Genomic DNA, 18,214 nt, shown 5'->3' on the forward strand with positions numbered 1-18,214 from the left:
GCAGCCCCCTCGGCTCTGTCGGTGGTACACCCCGGTCCCGTAAGGTGCCCGAGTGCCGTTGCTCCTGCTCGACCTGGACAACACCCTGCTCGACCGCGAGCGGCCGTTCCGCGCCTGGGGTGAGCGCTTCCTGGAGGGCATCGGCGCGCCACCCGGCGACATCGACTGGTTGCTCTCCGTGGACGCGGACGGGCTCACCGACCGGTGGGACGTCGCGGACGCCATCCGGGACCGGTACGCGCTGCGCATCCCCTCCATCGACCTGGTCGAGGAGCTGCACGACGGGGTGGTGGCGAACGTCCGGCTGGACCCGCTGGTCGCCTGCGCGCTGCGGATCGCCGACGACGCCGGCTGGGTGCCGGTGGTGGTCGCCAACGGCGCGGTGCGCCAGCAGGAGGCGACGATCCGCCGCACCGGCCTGGACCGGTACGTGGCCGACTGGGTGATCTCCGAGGAGGCCGGGGTCAGCAAGCCCAACCCGCGGATCTTCGCGCTCGCCGCGCAACGGGTCCGGATGCCGCTGCGCGGCGCCTGGGTGGTGGGGGACAGCCCCGAGGCCGACATCGGCGGGGCGACGGCCGTCGGGCTGCCGAGCGTCTGGCTGCACCGGGGCCGTCGCTGGTCGGACACCCGGTTCGCGCCCACCCGTACGGCGGACGGGCTGATCGCCGCGGTGGCCGCGGTCCTGGCCGGTTAATTCGGTTGACCCGCCCGCGCCCGCCGGTGAGCATGGGGCCGCGCGAGGGCGCAGCCGGGCGGTGCCCGGTCGAGGAGAGGAGGTCGGTCATGGCCGTCTTTGCAGGGTCGTTCCACCTGCCTCCACCAGCCTCGATCGAAGGATCAACCCACCCGTGCGTGAACACGACTTCCCGGCGCCGCAGCGCCGTGGCCGCGGCAAGAGCCGCTTCGACGACGACGAACCGTACTTCCTGAAGCGGGGCCGGCACGCCGAGCCGGTCCTGGCCGAGCCCGACGACGAGCCCGACCCCGAGGACGCCTGGTCCTCCTGGGACGAGGCCGTGCACGGGCCCGAACCCCATCCCGCGTGGCTGGTCACCGAGCTGGCCGCCAGGGACACCGAGCTCGGCGTGCTCAAGACCGGCAAGGAGGCGGACGTCCACCTGGTCCGCCGGGCCGTGCCGGACACCGACCGCTCCTGCCTGCTGGCGGCCAAGCGCTACCGGGACCCCCAGCACCGGCTCTTCCACCGGGATGCCGGCTACCTCGAGGGACGCCGGGTCCGCCGGTCCCGGGAGATGCGGGCGATGGTCGGCCGGACCGCGTTCGGCCGGCAGATGATCGCCGGGCAGTGGGCGGCGGCCGAGTTCGCCGCCCTGGCCCGGCTCTGGGAGATCGGCGCCGCCTCCGGGCGGATCGCCGTGCCGTATCCGGTGCAGCTGCTCGGCACCGAGCTGATGCTGGAGTTCGTCGGGGACGCCGAGGAGGGGCAGGCCGCGCCCCGGCTGGCCCAGCTCCGTCCCGACGCCGCCGAGCTGCGCGACCTGTGGGAGCAACTGGTCGACGCCCTGGTCGTGCTCGCCCGGGCCGGGTACGCGCACGGCGACCTGTCGCCGTACAACCTGCTGGTGCACCGGCGGCGGCTCGTCATGATCGACCTGCCGCAGGTGGTCGACGTGGTGGCGAACCCGCAGGGGCCGGAGTTCCTCGCCCGGGACGTCCGGGTGGTCGGCACCTGGTTCGCCGCCAGGGGGCTGCCCGCGGCGGCCGCCGACCCGGCCGAGCTGACCGGGCTGCTGCTGCGGGAGGCGGGGCTGCGCTGAGCGCGCCGCGTCCCGGGCGGGGAACCCCCGCCCGGGACGTCGGCAGGTGCTCCCCGATCGAGCCGGGGAGCGCAGGTCACTGGAGGTAGCGCTCGACCTCGGAGAGGGGGCGCTCGCCCTGGGCGTCCGGGTCGCCGTGCGCCTGGCGGGCCGCCCGGCGGCGGCGCAGCAGGTCCCAGCACTGGTCGAGGGACTCCTCCAGCGCGCGCAGCCGCTCGCGCGCCGCGTCGTCGGTGCCGGCCTCGTTCTCCTGCGCGGCCGCGCGCAGCCGGTGCTCCTCGTCCACGAGTTCGGAGATCCGGTTCAGGATGGTCTTGTCGTCCATGCCCCGAAGCTTGGCACAGGGGGGCCGGGCGCGCCCGGGTTCTCCCCGCCACAGCGGGTCGCGCCCGCCGCCCGGCCGGCTGGGCGGCGCGCGTACGGGGTGGTTCCGCCGCCGTCACCGCGACGACCAGGCCGCTGCCGAGGAAGCCGCGCCTGGTCACCACGGCCGGGGCGCCGGGCGCGACGGCGAGTGGCGGTGGTCGATCGGTGCGCGGCCCGGGGCAGGTGTGGGAATCCTCTGTGGAGCACATCCTGAATGGTCTTCAGTTTGCTCTGGCAAGATCAGCCTTGCGGATGGCATGCTCTCCGCGATGGCCCGTGCACCACGAGTGAGCGGGCCGGCGCCTTCGCCGGGGGCGGTCGTCCGAAGGAGGAACCCGTGCAGGTGAGCCATGGCTGAGGCAACAGCGTCCCGGGCCCTGGCCCGCCGAGCGAACATCGCACCCCTGCACCGCACGCTGCGCGGGCTGCTCAGGGACCCGCTGGGCACCCTGGTCGGCCTCGCCGACAACGCGCCGGGCCAGGTCGTCCAGCTGAATCTCGGCACGATCCGCCCGTACCTGGTTGCCGAGCCGGCGCACGTCCAGCACGTGCTGCGGGACAACGCCGCCAACTACACCCGGGCCGGCAACAGCATGATGTGGAAGTCCGTCCGCAAGCTGGCCGGGGACGGCATCCTGTCCGAAGGCCCGGAGTGGGAGAGCAGCCGGCGACGGCTCCAGCCGCACTTCGCCGCCAAGCGGATCGACGCGGTCGTGGAGGACATGAGCCGGGCGATCAGTGAGGCCGTCGACGAGCTGGCGGGGCCGGCGCGGGACGGCACTCCCGTGGATGCGGCGACGGAGATCTCCCGGATCATCTGCCAGGCGGTCATCCGGGTCTTCTTCGGCGACAAGATCAAGGTCGCCGACGGCGTCCGCGTCGTCGCCGAGCAGGACACCGTGGCCACCGCGCTGCGGTTCCGGCTGCTCGCCCCGTTCCTGCCGGACACGGTGCCGATGCCGGGCGACCGGGCCTTCCGCCAGGCCGTGCGGAACATCGACGACATCCTGCTGCCGCTGGTCCGGGCCGAGCGGGCGCACCCGACGGGCGAGGACGACATCCTGGCCACGCTGGCACGCGCGCGGGACGCGGACGGACGGGAGCTGAGCGAGCAACGGGTCCGCGACGACCTGGTGTCCATGTTCGCCACCACCACGGAGACCACGTACGTGGTGCTCACCTGGCTGTTCCCCCTGCTGGAGCAGCTACCCGACATCGCCGCGCGGCTGTACGACGAGATCGACCGGGTGGTGAGCCCGGGCCAGCCGATCAGTCGCGAGCAGCTCGGGCAGCTCCGCTACACCCGGATGGTGCTCGACGAGTTGGTCCGGATGTACCCGTCGGGTTGGCTGGTGCCCCGGACGGCCATCGCCGACGACGTCATCGGCGACACCCGGATCCGGGCCGGCGGCACCATCATCCTCAGCCCGTACGTCACGCAGCGGCTGGCCCGGTACTGGGAGCGGGCGGACGTCTTCGATCCGGAGCGGTTCGCGCCCGACCGCCCCCGGCGCTCCCACCGCTACGCCTACTACCCGTTCGGTGGCGGCGCCCACCAGTGCATCGGCCAGTACCTGTTCCAGCTGGAGGCCCCGCTCATCGTGGCGACCCTGCTCAGCCGCTTCCGGTACCGGCTGCGTACCCCCGGCATGCCCAACCCGCAGCTCGCCGCGTCGCTGCGACCGCGGGAGCGGGTGCTGCTCCTGCTCACCCCGAACCAGCGCCGGGTATCGGCATGAGTCCCCTGGCGTCCCTCGGCGCCGGGACGGACGAGCTGCGGGCGGCGTTCGAGCACGGACGCGTCTGCGCCCTCGCCGCCCAGGGGCAGCGTGACCTGCAGCGCTGCCTGGCCGACCATCCCGGTCTCTTCGCTGCCGGGCCCTTCGACGCCGCGCTGGCCAGCAGCGTCGCTCTGGCCATGGCCTTCAGCGCACCCTGGTCCGAGGCCGCGGACCTGCGGCTCACCAACCGATTCGTGCTGTGGGGATTCGCCCTCGACTGGCAGGTCGACCACGAGACCGGGTCCGCCGCCGCACTCGACCTGCTGGTGCGACGCCAGCTCGCGGTCGCGGACGGCGCACCGGCCGGACCGGACGATCCGCTGGGCCGGTACCTGGCCGAACTGCGGGCGGAGCTGGCCGCCGTACCCGCCTTCGCCACGCTGGGCGGCGCGTGGCGGGACGCGGTGGACCGGACACTGACCGCGATGCGTCGGGAGTGGCACTGGCGTACGGCCGCGAGCGGGGCCGGCCTCCCCGGCCTCGACGGGTACCTCGCCAACGCCGACAACCTGGCGTGCACGGTGGTCAACGTGGCGCACTGGATCCGCACCGGCGGGCCGGAGGCGCACGCCCGGCTGGATCTGCTGGTGGCCGCCAGCGACGCGGTGCAGCGGGCGCTCCGACTCGTGAACGACCTGGGCACCTACGATCGGGACCTGCGCTGGGGGGATCTCAACGCCCTCATGCTGGTCGAGGACCGGTCGGTCGTCGAGCGCGAGCTCGCCGACCAGACGCGGCGGGCCATGGCGCTCGTCGAGGAGGTGCGTCCCCACGTCCCGCGGGAGGCGGCCTACCTCACCCGCCAGCTCGGCCACACCAGCGGGTTCTACCGGTCCACCGACTTCTGGGGTGTCGCGTGAGCGGCGCGGGGTCGCCGGGTGGTGAGACCCCGGCCGACGGCGGGCCGGATCCCGCGGCCGAGGCCGCCCGGCTGGTCGCCGACCTGGCCGCGTCGCCCCTGGGCCGCTCGTCCGCCTCGCCGTACGAGACGGGCCGACTGGTCGCGCTGGCGCCCTGGCTGACCTACCACGCCGAGCGGATCCGCTTCCTGCTGGCGAGCCAACGCGCCGACGGCGGCTGGGGCGGTCCCGAAGGCTACGCCCTCGTGCCGACCCTCAGCGCGGTGGACGGACTGCTGGCGACGCTGGACCGGGACGAGCCGGCCGGTTGGTCCCGTCAGGGTGTGCGCCAGGCGGTCGACCGCGCCCTTCGCCTGCTGCTGGACCCGATCGCCGGCCCGGCGGCCTTCCCGGTGCCCGACCTGCCGGCGTGCGACCTGACCGTTCCCGCGTTGGTGGAACGGATCAGCGAGCGCCTGGCGGATCCCCCCGAGGGGCTGGCCGGCTGGCGGGGGATCCGCCCGCTCGTGCCCGCCGGCATGAACCGGCGCCGATTCGACGCGGTCCGGCGGTTGGTCCACACCGGCGTACCGATTCCGCAGAAGCTGCTCCACGCGTTGGAGGTCCTCGGCCCCGCCGCCCGGTGCCTGCCGTCCGTGGCACCGACCTCGGTGGGCGCGATCGGCGCGTCGCCCGCCGCGACCGCGGCCTGGCTGGGCGCCCCACCCGGGCACGCGCACCCCACCGTCCGATATCTGGCCGAGGCCGTGGCCGGCCACCAGGGGCCCGCCCCCTGTGCCACGCCGATCACGGTCTTCGAACGGTCCTGGGCGCTGAGCGCGCTGGCCCGGGCCGGCATTCCGGTGCCGGCGGCGGAACCGATCGCCGCCGAGCTCCGGGCGGCACTCGGCCCCGAGGGCGCCGCCACCGGACCCGGCCTGCCGGCCGACGCCGACACCACCGCGGCAACCCTGTACGCGCTGGCGGCACTCGGCTACCCGGTCGACCCGTCCGCCCTGTTCCGGTACGACCTCGGCACGCACTTCTGCACCTGGCAGGGGGAGGACGGGGCCTCCGTCACCACCAACGCCCACGTGCTGGAGGCGCTGCACCGGCTGGCGGCCGGGGCCGACCCACGCGCGGCGCCGGTAACCCGCCGGGTGACCGCCTGGCTCCTCGACCTGCAGCACCCGGACGGTTCCTGGTCGGACCGGTGGCACGCGTCCCCGTACTACGCCACCGCCGCGGTGCTCGCCGCGCTCACCGGTCAGCACGCCCGGGAGGTGGCACCCGCGGTCGAGCGGGCGGTCGGCTGGGTGCTGGACAGCCAGCACGACGACGGGTCCTACGGGCGCTGGGGCGGCACGGCCGAGGAGACCGCCTACGCCGTACAGGTGTTGCTGGCCGGGCGTCCGCGACCGGAGATCGACGACGCGCTCGCCCGGGCGGTCGGCCACTTGCGCGTGACACCGGACATGCCGCATCCTCCACTGTGGCACGACAAGGATCTCTACCATCCGCCGCTGATCGTGCGGGCCGCCCTGATCGGGGCCCGGAAGCTGGCGGACGGGCGCCTGCGTCGTGCGGGCGTGCCTCCGCGCCGGCTCCTGTCGAGCACTCCTTGAGGGAAACTCGGGACACTGCTAGCGTGCGCCGGGGCCGGCGGCACGTGTGTTTCGGCCACCCCCGGAACGTGAGTGCAGACCGGCTGAGGGCGGTGTGATGGGTTCCCGCAATACACGGTTGCGCACCAAGGTCGTGGCCTTGCTGGTCTCGCTGACCGCCCTCTGGGCGTTCGCGGCCTGGGTGACTCTTCGCGACGGGTTGAACGTGCTCGGCGTGCAGACGCTCGACGCCCAGGTCGCCCAGCCGAGCGAGTCGCTACGTACCGCGCTGCAGCAGGAACGCCGGATGTCGGTGGCCTATCTCGGCCGGCCCTCGCCCAAGCCGGCCGAGCAGTTGCGGGAGCAGCGCCAGCGCAGCGAGCGGCTGGCTGCCACCTTTGTGGAGTCGGCCCGCTCCTGGCGGGCCCGCCTCGCGTCGAGTGACGAACTGGTGAAGCGGCTCGACGAGGCGGCCGGCCGGCTCGACTCGCTGGGCCCGGTACGCGACGCGGTGGCCGCCCGCACCATCGACCGGGGGACCGCCGCCGCGGCCTACAGCGACGTCCTGGATTCCCTCTTCCGGGTGTACTCCGCGCTGGGCAAACTCGACGACACGGAGATCGCCAAGGACACCGCGACCCTGACCCAGCTGGTCCGGGTGCGCGAGCTGATCTCCCAGGAGGACGCTCTCTTCGCCGGCGTGGCCGCGGCCGAGCGGATCACCGACGACGAGTACGCGTTGTTCACCCGGCTGGTCGGTGCGCAACGGTTCCTCGCCGGCGAGGCGCTCGCCGAGCTGCCCGCGGCGGACCACGACCGGTACGTGCAGATGACCGAGGGCCAGGCCTTCACCCGGCTGCGGGCCCTCGAGGACCGGCTGGTGAAGGAGGCCCGCCCCAACCGCCCCCTGCCGGTCGAGGCGGAGGAGTGGCAGGCGGCCGTCACGCCGGCCCTGGACGAGCAGGAAGACGTCGTCCTGGCCGCCGGCGACGCTCTCGTCGGCCGGGCCACCCCGGTGGCCGTCTGGGTGATCGTCCGCATGGTGCTGGCCGCCGGCCTCGGCCTGCTCGCCGTCATCGCGTCCGTCGTGGTGTCGATCACCACGGCCCGCGCCCTGGTCCGGCAGCTGGAACGGCTGCGCGAGGCCGCGTTCCGGCTGGCCAACGAGCGGCTGCCCGGCGTGGTGGAGCGGCTGGGCCGCGGCGAGGAGGTGGACGTCGGCCGGGAGGCGCCCCCGCTGGAGTTCGGTGACGACGACATCGGGCAGGTGGGCAAGGCGTTCAACGTCGTCCAGGAGACCGCGATCCGGACCGCCGTGGAGCAGGCGGAGCTGCGCCGCAGCGTCCGGGAGGTCTTCCTGAGCCTGGCCCGGCGTACCCAGGCCCTGGTGCACCGCCAGCTCACCCTGCTCGACGCGATGGAACGCCGGGAGCACGACGCCGAGGAGCTGGAGGACCTGTTCCGCGTCGACCACCTGGCCACCCGCATGCGCCGCAACGCGGAGAACCTGATCGTCCTCTCCGGCTCGACGCCGGGCCGGTCCTGGCGGCGGAACGTGCCGATGGTGGACGTGGTCCGGGGCGCGGTGGCCGAGGTCGAGGACTACACCCGGGTCACCGTGCGGCCGCTCGGCCCGGTGTCGCTCGCCGGTCGGGCCGTCGGCGACGTCATCCACCTGCTGGCCGAGCTGATCGAGAACGGCTTGTCCTTCTCGCCGCCGCACACGCCGGTCGAGGTGCGCGGCCACCTGGTCGCCAACGGCTTCGCCATCGAGATCGAGGATCGGGGCCTCGGCATGAGCGAGGAGGAGCTGGCCGCCGCGAACGACCGCATCGCGGACAAGAGCGAGCTGAACCTGGCCCACGCCTCCCGGCTCGGCCTCTACGTGGTCAGCCAGCTCACCGAACGGCACGGCGTGAAGGTGCAGCTCAAGGAGTCCGCGTACGGCGGCACCACCGCCGTCGTGCTGATCCCGCGTGAGCTGGTCGCGGAGGACGGGCCGGACCGGGGCGCCGGCAGCCCGGCGGCCGGTGACCGGCCGGGGGCGCCCGACGCCGCGCCGGACGCCCGGCCCGAACCCGCCGAGCCGGCGCCGACCACGACCACGCCCGAGACCGGGGAGACGCCCGACCCGGCGCCCACCCCGGTCGAGGCGACGAGCGAGGCGTCCCGGGTCACCCCGTCCGGGCTGCCGACGCGTACCCGGAAACGGCCGCCGGCGTCGGCGGAGCCGGCCGGCGCGACCAGGACCGCGCCACCCGCGGTGGCCGCCGCCGACCCGGTGCCGGAGGCCGCGGCGACGCGGACCGACTCCGGCCTGCCCGTCCGGGTCCGCCAGGCGAGTCTCGCGCCCGAACTGCGCGCCGACCAGTCCACCGTGGACGAAGATCCGGACGACGACGCGGTACGCCCACCGGAGCAGGTGCGCCGGATGATGAGCTCCTACCAGAGCGGCACCCGACGGGGCCGGACCGACGCGGCGCGGCTGCTCGGCGGCGCACACGGGGCGGGTGGCGAACCCGAGCCCGACACCGGGGACGAGCCGGCGACATAAGCACGCCGGGGCGGCGGATCCGAGATGAGCACGGCGACACCAGCCGGGGAGAAGAGGATGACGAGGTGCAGAAGACGGCTTCGAGCGCGGACCTGACGTGGCTGCTGGATGACCTGGTCGGCCGGGTCAAGCAGGCGGAACACGCCGTGGCGCTCACCACCGACGGCCTGCTGATGGCTTCCTCACGGGGCTTGAGCCGAGACGACGGCGAGCACCTGGCGGCGATGGCGGCCGGCATCCAGAGCCTGGCCCGGGGCGCGGGCAAACGCTTCGGCGGCGGCCAGGTGCAGCAGACGATCATCGAGATGCAGTCGTCCTTCCTGTTCGTCACCGCGGCCGGGCGCAACGCCTGCCTGGCCGTGCTGGCCGCCGAGGACGCCGACGTCGGCCTGATCGCCTACGAGATGGCGATGCTGGTCACCCGGGTCGGGCGGTTCGTCGCCTCGCCCACCCGCGAACAGTCCGCCGGCGAGAATCCGGCGCGATGACCGGCCGGGGGGAGCCCGCGGAGCACGAGTGGGTGGACGACCACGCAGGCCCGGTGGTCCGTCCCTACGCGGTGACCGGTGGCCGGGCCCGCCCGGTCACCGGCACGTTCGATCTGATCTCCCTGGTCACCTCCACCCGGGCGGACGTGGGGTCGGAGTCCGGGCTCGGCCCGGAGCACGTGGCGATCGTCGGCCTCTGCCAGCGGATGCTGTCCGTGGCCGAGATCGCCGCCCACCTCGACCTGCCGGTGGGCACCGTCCGGGTGCTGCTCGGCGACCTGGTCGCGCGCACCCTGGTGCAGGTTCGTGAGCCGAGCGCCACCCCCGCCGGCCTTCCCGATGAGAGTGTTTTCGAGGCGGTAATCAATGGACTACGGGCGCTCTGAGCGACCGGCGGGTGCGGCGCCGCTGCCCACCGCGATCAAGATCCTGATCGCCGGCGGCTTCGGCGTCGGCAAGACCACCCTGGTCGGCGCGGTCAGCGAGACCCGTCCACTGCGGACGGAGGAGGTGCTGACCGAGACCGGGGTCGGGATCGACGACCTCTCCGGCGTCGAGGAGAAGTCGACCACCACCGTGGCGATGGACTTCGGTCGGATCACGATCAGCGACGACCTGGTGCTCTACCTGTTCGGCACCCCCGGCCAGGACCGGTTCTGGTTCGTCTGGGACGAGCTGGCGCTCGGTGCGATCGGCGCGGTGGTGCTCGCCGACACCCGGCGGCTGGCCGACTGCTTCCCGTCGATCGACTACTTCGAGGGGCGGGGCACCCCGTTCGTGGTGGCGGTGAACTGCTTCGAGGGCGCCAGGCGGTACCGGCTGGACGAGGTGCAGGCGGCGCTCGACCTCGACCCGGACGTACCGGTGGTGCTCTGCGACGCGCGGCAGCGGGAGTCGGCCAAGGAGGTGCTGATCACGCTGCTGGAGCACGCCATGAAGCAGCGCGAGGAGCGCCGCCGGGCGACCGCTGACTGAACACCCCCGTCCCGGCGCCTGGCGCTCGGTCGGCGGCAGAAGTGGATACCGACGGCGGTGCGGGATGTGGGCCGGGCAGGATTGGGCATACTCACGCGGTGACTACTGACGGCTGCCCCTCCTGCGGGCGTCCCCTCGACGCACACGACCGGCACGTGCGCTTCACGCTGCCGGACCCGGTGCTCGACGCGCCCGACAGAGAGATGACAGCCGGCACATGGATGAGCCACGCCGACGCCCGCGAGTCGGTGATGATGCAGGTCCCCGACATCGGCGCCTTCGTCCGGGCGCTGCTGCCGATCAGACTGACCGAAGGCCACACCATCACGTTCGGGGTCTGGCTCGCCGTCAACCCCCGTGAGCTCCAGTCGATCCACGCCGTGTGGTGGGAACCCACGTATCGTCACCTACGGTTCACGGGCTGGCTCGCGAACGCCATCCCGCCGTGGGGCATGCTGGCGGCACCTGTCGAGACGGTGGTGCGCGACCCCGACCAGACTCCGTACTGCGATCGCTCCGGCGACCCTCGGCTGGACCGGGTTCTGCGCGATGAATGGCCGCATGACCTTGTGCTCGCTGCGGTCAGCCAGGTCTGAGGCACGCACGCTACCGCGACCTCGAGACCGTGGGGGCTCGGTGGCGCGGTGACGTCGATCATGTGCGTGCCCTCGCGTCGCGGACGGACTTCCCCGCCTACGTTCGCCTTGCGATGATCCAGTGGTGACCTCCTACGTGTCCCATACCACCGTGGATTGTGCCGACGCCTACGCGTTGTCTCGTTGGTGGCAAGCCGTTCTCGACTACCGCGAGAACCCGGACGATCCGAACGAGCCCGGCCACGAGGAATGCATGATCTACTCCCGTGACGGGCGGCACCGCCTGCTCTTCATCGAGGTGCCGGACGTGAAGCAGGTCAAGAACAGGATCCATCTCGACCTGCGTCCCGCCGACGGCACGCGCGACGCGGAGCTGGCGCGGCTGACCGAGCTCGGTGCGGCCGTCGTGGCTGACCGCCGCGAGGCCGACGGAACGGGATGGGTTGTGCTTGCCGATCCGGAGGGCAACGAGTTCTGCATTCTGCGGAGCGACGCCGAGATCGCTGGCGGGCGGCCATGACGGCGTTGGGCTGGCCCGTGCAGCCGCGCCTCAATGGACGGGCCCGGCGCTGTGGCTCCACGCCGACCTGCACTCGGCCAACGTCCGGCGGCAAGCCCACCTGGGGCCCACCCGCCCACGCCGCCCTGCAACGCCTCATCGCCACCATGCGCTGACCCGGCGATCGCCACTGCGTCCGACAGACGGCGTGATCGCCATCCGCGACCAGGTCGGCGACCTTGTCCCCCGTCGGTGGCGGAAACGCCGAAGGGCCCCTCGCGAACGCGGAGGGACCCTTCGGCTTCCAGTTCAGCTGGCGATCATGCGCCGCAGCACGTACTGCAGGATGCCGCCGTGCCGGTAGTAGTCGGCCTCACCGGGGGTGTCGATCCGGACCACGGCGTCGAACTCCACGCCGGTGTCGGTGGTGACCTTCACCGTACGCGGGGTCTCGCCCTCGTTCAGCGCGGTGACGCCGCTGATCGAGAAGGTCTCCGTGCCGGTCAGGCCCAGCGACTCGGCCGTGGTGTCGACCGGGAACTGCAGCGGCAGGACGCCCATGCCGATCAGGTTCGACCGGTGGATCCGCTCGTACGACTCGGCGATGACCGCCTTGACGCCGAGCAGCATGGTGCCCTTGGCCGCCCAGTCGCGGGACGAGCCGGAGCCGTACTCCTTGCCGGCGAGGATGACCAGCGGGACGCCCGCCTCCTGGTACGCCATCGAGGCGTCGTAGATGGAGGTCTGCTCACCGGTCAGGTGGTTGACCGTGAAGCCGCCCTCGACGCCCGGCACCAGCTGGTTGCGCAGCCGGATGTTGGCGAAGGTGCCCCGGATCATCACCTCGTGGTTGCCGCGGCGGGAGCCGTACGAGTTGAACTCGTGCCGCGCCACGCCGTGCTCGGCCAGGTACTTGCCGGCGGGGGAGTCCGCCTTGATCGAGCCGGCCGGGGAGATGTGGTCGGTGGTCACCGAGTCGCCCAGCTTGGCCAGCACGCGGGCGCCGGCGATGTCCTGCACCGGCTGCGGGTCCTTCGCCATGCCCTCGAAGTACGGGGGCTTGCGGACGTAGGTGGACTCGCCGTCCCAGGAGAAGGTGTCGCCGGTCGGGGTGGGCAGCGACTGCCAGCGCTCGTCACCGGCGAAGACGTCGGCGTACGCCGAGCTGAAGCCGGTGGCGCCGATGGCCGAGGCGATGACGTCCTGGATCTCGGCGCTGTTCGGCCAGATCTCCCGCAGGAACACCGGGTTGCCCTGGGCGTCCTCGCCGATCGGCTCGTTGGCCAGGTCGATGTCCATGGTGCCGGCGAGCGCGTACGCGACCACCAGCGGCGGGGACGCCAGGTAGTTCATCTTGACGTCCGGGTTGATCCGGCCCTCGAAGTTCCGGTTGCCGGAGAGCACCGAGACCACGGCCAGGTCGCCCTCGTTCACCGCGGCGGAGACCTCCTCCGGCAGTGGGCCGGAGTTGCCGATGCAGGTGGTGCAGCCGTAGCCGACCAGGTTGAAGCCCAGCTTCTCCAGGTAGGGCGTCAGGCCGGCGCGGTCGTAGTAGTCCATGACGACCTTGGAGCCGGGGGCCAGGGTGGTCTTCACCCACGGCTTGCGGGCCAGGCCCTTCTCCACCGCGTTCCGGGCCAGCAGCGCGGCGCCGATCATGACCTGCGGGTTGGAGGTGTTGGTGCAGGAGGTGATGGCGGCGATCACCACCGCGCCGTGGTCCAGCTCGTACTCGACGCCGTCGGCGCCGGTCACCCGGACCGGGTTGGTGGCGCGCCCACCGGCGCCCGCCGCCGCGGTCTCCAGGTCGCGCGGCTCGTCGGCCGGGTCGCTGAACTCGTTGGCCGGCGGGTCGCTGGCCGGGAAGGACTCGGCGCTGGCCTCGTCGGCCGGTCCGTTCGCGCCGCGGGGCAGCTCCTCGCGCGCCACGCCCGGCTTGATCTGCTTCTCCGCGCCGCCCAGGTCGCCGGCGGCGACGTAGTCGGTGAGGGCGGACCGGAACAGGGTCTTGGCGCTGCCCAGCGGCACCCGGTCCTGCGGGCGCTTCGGGCCGGCCAGGGACGGCTCGATGGTGCTGAGGTCCAGCTCCAGGCGCTCCGAGTACTCCGGCTCGTGGTTCGGGTCGTGCCAGAGGCCCTGCTCCTTGGCGTACGCCTCGACCAGCGCGACCTGCTGCGGGTCGCGGCCGGTCAGCTCCAGGTAGCGGACGGTCTCGGCGTCGATCGGGAAGATCGCCACCGTGGAGCCGTACTCGGGGGACATGTTGCCGATGGTGGCCCGGTTGGCCAGCGGCACGGCGCTCACGCCCGGGCCGTAGAACTCGACGAACTTGCCGACCACGCCGTGCTTGCGCAGCATCTCGGTGATGGTGAGCACCAGGTCGGTGGCGGTGGTGCCGGCCGGCATCTCGCCGGAGAGCTTGAAGCCGACGACCCGCGGGATCAGCATGCTGACCGGCTGGCCGAGCATCGCGGCCTCGGCCTCGATGCCGCCGACGCCCCAGCCCAGCACGCCCAGGCCGTTGACCATCGTGGTGTGCGAGTCGGTGCCGACCACGGTGTCCGGGTACGCCTGGCCGTTGCGCTCCATGACCGTGCGAGCCAGGTACTCGATGTTGACCTGGTGCACGATGCCGGTGCCCGGCGGGACGACCTTGAACTCGTTGAACGCGGTCTGGCCCCAGCGCAGGAACTGGTAGCGCTCCTTGTTGCGCTCGTACTCCAGCTCGACGTTGCGCTGGAAGGCGTCCTCGCGGCCGAACAGGTCGGCGATGACCGAGTGGTCGATGACCAGCTCGGCCGGGGCGAGCGGGTTCACCTTGGTGGCGCCGCCACCGAGGTCGCGGACGGCCTCCCGCATGGTGGCCAGGTCGACCACGCAGGGCACGCCGGTGAAGTCCTGCATCAGCACCCGCGCCGGGGTGAACTGGATCTCCACGCTCGGGGCGGCGGTCGGGTCCCAGCCGCCGAGCTGCCGGATGTGGTCGGCGGTGATGTTCGCGCCGTCCTCGGTCCGCAGCAGGTTCTCCAGCAGGATCTTCAAGCTGTAGGGCAGCCGGTCGTGGCCCTCCACCTTGTCGATCTTGAAAATCTCGTAGCTCGCGTCTCCGACGCGTAGCTGGGTCTTCGCACCGAAGGTGTCGAGGCTCGCCACGTCGTACTCCTTCACACCAGCGACCGTGAGTAGTCCTGAGCAGTCTGTCGCACCGGCCGGGGCATTGCCGTGCTTAGGCAACACTTACCTGCATCGCGCGCTCAACAAAACCGTACGTCCGTCTTGCTATTCGTGCAACCTCGTGCCACGGTTCGGGACGAGGAGGGGCCATCATGATCCATCACGTTCCGCTCGCCCTGCGGGGAGACCGCCGGCATGCGCCGCGCCACACCTGGCTGGGGTTCCCCGCCCCGGTGACGGCCGGCTGACCGACACGCCACGCCGCTCGTTGCCGGGTAGGGTTCGGGGTCGAACCGGAAGGGGTGAGCGTGGTCGACGTACAGCACTGGCTCTCCGCGCTTCCCCCGGGCGTGGTCTACCTGATCGTCGCCGGGGTGATCGGCGTGGAGAGCATGGGCGTGCCGCTGCCCGGCGAGATCGTGCTGGTCAGCTCCGCCCTCCTCGCCGCCACCGGGGTGGTCGAGCCCGAGTGGGTGGCCACCGCCGCCGCGGCCGGCGCCATCATCGGCGACTCCGTCGGGTACGCCGTCGGCCGGCGCGGCGGCCGGCCCCTGCTGGAACGCCTCGGCCGGCGCTTCCCGAAGCACCTGGGCCCGGCGCACCTGGCCCGCGCCGAGGCCAGCTTCGCCCGGCACGGCGTCTGGGCCGTCTTCTTCGGCCGGTTCGTGGCCCTGCTCCGGATCCTCGCCGGGCCCCTGGCGGGCGCGCTGCACGTGCCGTACCGCCGGTTCCTGCTGGCCAACGCGGCGGGCGGCCTGGTCTGGGCGTTCGGCACGACGTACCTGCTCTTCACCGTGGGGCGGGCCGCCGAGCACTGGCTCAAGGACATCTCCTGGGCCGGGCTGGCGCTCGCCGTCCTCGCCGGTCTCGGCAGCACCTGGTGGCTGCGCCGGCGGGCCCGCCGACTGGCCCCGATCGAGCCCACCGAGACGGCCGAGCCGGTCCACGCCGGCGACCGCTGACCCGACGCGAAAGGGCCCGACCCCGTGGTGGGGTCGGGCCCTTTCGTGGTGCCGGGGATCGTCAGGAGGCGGAGTAGCCGCGGGTGGCGATCCAGTCGGCGAGGTTGTCGACGTTCATCCGGTAGGAGGCCATGTTCGGGTCGGCCGAGTCCGCGATGGTCACGGTCTTGCCGCCGTCGCGGTAGCCCACGACGCTGATGTAGTGGCCGCCCTCGAAGGAGTGGGTGTTGCCGTCGGTGTCGGTGGCGGTGCCGGCGATGTTGGCGACCACGGCCCGGCCGTCGTCCACGGTGCGGACGATGTCGGCGCGCAGCTTGTCGGTCTGCTTGTCGTCGGCCTTGGGGTCGCGGATCTCCACCGAGTGGTAGGCGTCCTTCTTACCGGTCTCCTTGTTCAGGACCGGGGTGATGTCGTTGATGCTGTTGGTGCCGGCCTCGGTGGTGCCCATGAGCTTGGCCATGGCGTCCACGTCGATGTTCTTGCCCTGCACCGACAGGGCGTTACGGGTCGCGGCCGGGCCGCAGTAGTAGAAGTTCGGCTGCGCCTCGTAGCGGACGTTCAGCTCCCGCTCGCCGCCGTGCTTGCGGTCGGTGCTCACCTGGGCGGCCTTCTCAGCCGGGGTGGCCTGCGCCGCGATCGCCGGCCCGGCGATCCCACCAGCGGTGGCGGCGACACCAGCAGCGGTCAGGACGGTCTTACGCAGCAGATCGGTACGCATGATGGAAACCTTTCGATCGGGGGAACGGCACACGCCAGGGGGGTGCGGGTGTGCCGCGGTGAAAGGAAAGTCAGAAACGGGGCCGGCGGCGAAGGGCCTGCTCGGGATGTCCCGTCGGAGATGTAACGACCGGGGGCGGGGAGTGATTCCCTCGACCTCACGGCTCAGGACCGTGGTGCTGCGGTCGGTCCCGGGGATGTAACGACGGCCGGTGGCCGGTCATTCCGACCGCCGGTCAGCCAGCCCCGAAGGGCCCGGGTTGCCGCGCGGTCTGCCATGTTCAACGACCCCGACCCGGCCATCATTCCGCGCCGCGATCCCGCGTACCGGATATCAAGTCGTAAAACGGACAATCGGAGCACCCTCGCCCGCCGCCGGATCCGGACACCAGGCCCACGCCACACGGGCACGCCCAAGCCCCCATGAACCACCGAGATCGCCGACATGGCCCAGACCTGCCGACCGAGGCCCCGCCGGATCGCCGACATGGTGGGCGCCGCCGCCGTCCCGGGCACAGCGAGGCCCGAGCTCAGGTGACCCGCTCATCATCCACATGGGACAGATCAGGAGTTGTGGCACGATGTCCGCCATGGAGATGTGGCACAACCCGTCCTGCTCGAAGTGCGCCGCCGCCCGGGCGACCCTGGACGAGGCGCGGGTGCCCTACCGGCTGCGGGCGTACCTGGCGGAGCCGCCGAGCGCGGCCGAGTTGACCGAGGTGCTGCGCCGGCTGGACGCCCGGGCCTGGGACATCTGCCGCACCGGCGAGCCGGCCGCGGCCGCCCTGGGCATGGCCGACTGGCCCCGCGACGACGACGCGGAGCCGCGCTGGATCGCCGCGATGGTCGAGCACCCGGAGCTGATCCAGCGCCCGATCCTGCTGCTGGACGACGGCAGCGCGCTGGTCGGCCGTACCCCTGACGCCCTGGACGAGGCGCTGCGCCGCGCGGACGGCTGACGGCGCGGCGGGCGGGTCACGGCCGCTCGTCGGCCGCCGTCGGGGTCCCCGCGGCCCGCGCGTGCCGCTCGCGCAACCGGTCCCGGATCTCCTCCGGGGTGTACGCCCGGCGCCGCCGCTCCGCCCGGGCCACGACCACGCCGGTCGCCGCCACGCCGGCGAGCCCGGCCAGGCCGAGCACCTTCCACCACCGCATCCGTTGCCGCTTCGGCATAGGGTTGACCTCCATGAGCATCAGCCTGGACGAGGCGGTGGAGCTGACCCGGACCGGCGACGTGTGGGTCTTCCGCGGGCGCAGCGTGCCGGACCGCGCCATCCAGCTCACCACGAACAGCCCAGTCAACCACGTGGGCATGGCGGTGGTGCTGGACGACATGCCGCCGCTGATGTGGCACGCGGAGCTGGGCCGGTCGCTGCCGGACATGTGGACCGGCACCCACCAGCGCGGCGTCCAGCTGCACGACCTGCGGGACGCGGTCTGCGTCTGGGCCAACCGGTACGGCCAGCGGGCCTGGCTGCGCCAGCTCGAACCGCCGGCCGACACCGCGATGGAGGAGGCGGTGCTGCGCACCGTGGCGCGCCTGGACGGCACGCCGTTCCCGTCCACCGCCCAGCTCGCCTTTCGCTGGGCCCGGGGCCGGGTGCCCGACCTGCGCCGGCGGCGCTCCATGCCGAACGGCGGGGGTGTGCCCGTGCGGGACCGGGCACTGGAGACCGCGTACTGCGCCGAGGTGGTGGCGGTGACCTACGAGGCGATGGGGCTGCTGCCCGCCGGCCGCCGGCCCAACTGGTACGACCCGGGCCGGTTCTGGAGCGGCGACGACCTCGACCTGACCGGTGGCGCCCAGCTCGGCGCGGAGATCGAGGTCCGCATCCCGCCGCGCTGAGCAGGTTTGCCGGGCCGCCCGCGCGGCAATGG

The 18,214-nt window shown here is 72.9% G+C and carries 18 protein-coding genes; 14 read left to right on the forward strand and 4 right to left on the reverse strand.

Translation table 11 applies throughout. From position 1 onward, the window contains the following. Positions 1 to 52 precede the first annotated feature (52 nt). Together ACGFI9_RS18395 and ACGFI9_RS18400 are read left to right on the forward strand one after the other, a co-directional pair. A complete protein-coding gene (locus tag ACGFI9_RS18395; RefSeq protein WP_393179176.1) occupies positions 53 to 697 on the forward strand; it encodes an HAD family hydrolase in 645 nt (214 codons plus the stop codon). Between the two features lie 154 nt (positions 698 to 851). Beyond that, positions 852 to 1,781, forward strand: coding sequence for an RIO1 family regulatory kinase/ATPase (locus tag ACGFI9_RS18400; RefSeq protein ID WP_393179177.1), 930 nt, complete (start codon positions 852 to 854; stop codon positions 1,779 to 1,781). Positions 1,782 to 1,857: 76 nt separating this feature from the next. Here ACGFI9_RS18400 and ACGFI9_RS18405 read toward each other — a convergent pair whose 3' ends face one another. Further along, positions 1,858 to 2,106: a DUF2630 family protein gene (locus tag ACGFI9_RS18405; RefSeq protein WP_089006151.1), complete on the reverse strand. Its 249-nt coding sequence runs from the start codon at positions 2,104 to 2,106 to the stop codon at positions 1,858 to 1,860. A 391-nt stretch (positions 2,107 to 2,497) separates the two neighbouring features. On the opposite strand from ACGFI9_RS18405, the gene ACGFI9_RS18410 reads away from it, so the two are divergent. The 9 genes from ACGFI9_RS18410 (at position 2,498) to ACGFI9_RS18450 (ending at position 11,504) form a co-directional block, all read left to right on the forward strand. Beyond that, positions 2,498 to 3,886 carry a cytochrome P450 gene (locus ACGFI9_RS18410; protein ID WP_393179178.1) on the forward strand — a complete coding sequence of 463 codons (1,389 nt, stop codon included), beginning with the start codon at positions 2,498 to 2,500 and terminating at the stop codon, positions 3,884 to 3,886. After that, positions 3,883 to 4,788, forward strand: coding sequence for a terpene synthase family protein (locus ACGFI9_RS18415; RefSeq protein WP_393179179.1), 906 nt, complete (start codon positions 3,883 to 3,885; stop codon positions 4,786 to 4,788). Before ACGFI9_RS18410 ends, ACGFI9_RS18415 begins: the two co-directional genes overlap by 4 nt. Next, positions 4,785 to 6,392 (forward strand): prenyltransferase/squalene oxidase repeat-containing protein, encoded by a 1,608-nt coding sequence (locus tag ACGFI9_RS18420; protein ID WP_393179180.1) that lies wholly within the window; start codon positions 4,785 to 4,787, stop codon positions 6,390 to 6,392. Before ACGFI9_RS18415 ends, ACGFI9_RS18420 begins: the two co-directional genes overlap by 4 nt. Before the next feature lie 97 nt (positions 6,393 to 6,489). Further along, positions 6,490 to 8,925, forward strand: coding sequence for a nitrate- and nitrite sensing domain-containing protein (locus tag ACGFI9_RS18425; RefSeq protein ID WP_393179181.1), 2,436 nt, complete (start codon positions 6,490 to 6,492; stop codon positions 8,923 to 8,925). Between the two features lie 65 nt (positions 8,926 to 8,990). After that, positions 8,991 to 9,413: a roadblock/LC7 domain-containing protein gene (locus tag ACGFI9_RS18430; RefSeq protein ID WP_393179182.1), complete on the forward strand. Its 423-nt coding sequence runs from the start codon at positions 8,991 to 8,993 to the stop codon at positions 9,411 to 9,413. Beyond that, positions 9,410 to 9,799 carry a DUF742 domain-containing protein gene (locus ACGFI9_RS18435; RefSeq protein ID WP_393179183.1) on the forward strand — a complete coding sequence of 130 codons (390 nt, stop codon included), beginning with the start codon at positions 9,410 to 9,412 and terminating at the stop codon, positions 9,797 to 9,799. The genes ACGFI9_RS18430 and ACGFI9_RS18435 overlap by 4 nt, the downstream gene beginning before the upstream one ends. Then, positions 9,780 to 10,388, forward strand: coding sequence for an ATP/GTP-binding protein (locus ACGFI9_RS18440; protein WP_393179184.1), 609 nt, complete (start codon positions 9,780 to 9,782; stop codon positions 10,386 to 10,388). Before ACGFI9_RS18435 ends, ACGFI9_RS18440 begins: the two co-directional genes overlap by 20 nt. 98 nt (positions 10,389 to 10,486) lie before the next feature. Next, positions 10,487 to 10,984, forward strand: a complete 498-nt coding sequence (locus ACGFI9_RS18445; protein ID WP_393179185.1) for a DUF2199 domain-containing protein — start codon at positions 10,487 to 10,489, stop codon at positions 10,982 to 10,984. Between the two features lie 124 nt (positions 10,985 to 11,108). Next, positions 11,109 to 11,504: a VOC family protein gene (locus tag ACGFI9_RS18450; RefSeq protein WP_393179186.1), complete on the forward strand. Its 396-nt coding sequence runs from the start codon at positions 11,109 to 11,111 to the stop codon at positions 11,502 to 11,504. Between the two features lie 288 nt (positions 11,505 to 11,792). Here ACGFI9_RS18450 and ACGFI9_RS18455 read toward each other — a convergent pair whose 3' ends face one another. Further along, positions 11,793 to 14,651 (reverse strand): aconitate hydratase, encoded by a 2,859-nt coding sequence (locus tag ACGFI9_RS18455; protein WP_393179187.1) that lies wholly within the window; start codon positions 14,649 to 14,651, stop codon positions 11,793 to 11,795. 314 nt (positions 14,652 to 14,965) lie between these two features. Between ACGFI9_RS18455 and ACGFI9_RS18460 the strand changes: the two genes are divergently transcribed. After that, a complete protein-coding gene (locus ACGFI9_RS18460) occupies positions 14,966 to 15,619 on the forward strand; it encodes a DedA family protein (RefSeq protein WP_393179188.1) in 654 nt (217 codons plus the stop codon). 61 nt (positions 15,620 to 15,680) lie between these two features. Here ACGFI9_RS18460 and ACGFI9_RS18465 read toward each other — a convergent pair whose 3' ends face one another. Then, entirely contained in the window at positions 15,681 to 16,337 is a 657-nt protein-coding gene (locus ACGFI9_RS18465; protein ID WP_393179189.1) for a C39 family peptidase, read from the reverse strand. A gap of 589 nt (positions 16,338 to 16,926) precedes the next feature. Here ACGFI9_RS18465 and ACGFI9_RS18470 point away from each other — a divergent pair. Further along, positions 16,927 to 17,295: an arsenate reductase family protein gene (locus ACGFI9_RS18470; RefSeq protein ID WP_393179190.1), complete on the forward strand. Its 369-nt coding sequence runs from the start codon at positions 16,927 to 16,929 to the stop codon at positions 17,293 to 17,295. A gap of 16 nt (positions 17,296 to 17,311) precedes the next feature. Here the strand turns inward: ACGFI9_RS18470 and ACGFI9_RS18475 are convergent, their stop codons facing one another. Beyond that, positions 17,312 to 17,524 carry a hypothetical protein gene (locus ACGFI9_RS18475; RefSeq protein ID WP_393179191.1) on the reverse strand — a complete coding sequence of 71 codons (213 nt, stop codon included), beginning with the start codon at positions 17,522 to 17,524 and terminating at the stop codon, positions 17,312 to 17,314. On the opposite strand from ACGFI9_RS18475, the gene ACGFI9_RS18480 reads away from it, so the two are divergent. Continuing rightward, positions 17,523 to 18,182, forward strand: coding sequence for a hypothetical protein (locus ACGFI9_RS18480; protein WP_393179192.1), 660 nt, complete (start codon positions 17,523 to 17,525; stop codon positions 18,180 to 18,182). The two genes, ACGFI9_RS18475 and ACGFI9_RS18480, sit on opposite strands and share 2 nt — an antisense overlap. Positions 18,183 to 18,214 lie beyond the last annotated feature (32 nt).

It is taken from the genome of Micromonospora sp. NPDC048930, assembly GCF_043197935.1.
Taxonomy (GTDB): Bacteria; Actinomycetota; Actinomycetes; order Mycobacteriales; family Micromonosporaceae; genus Micromonospora.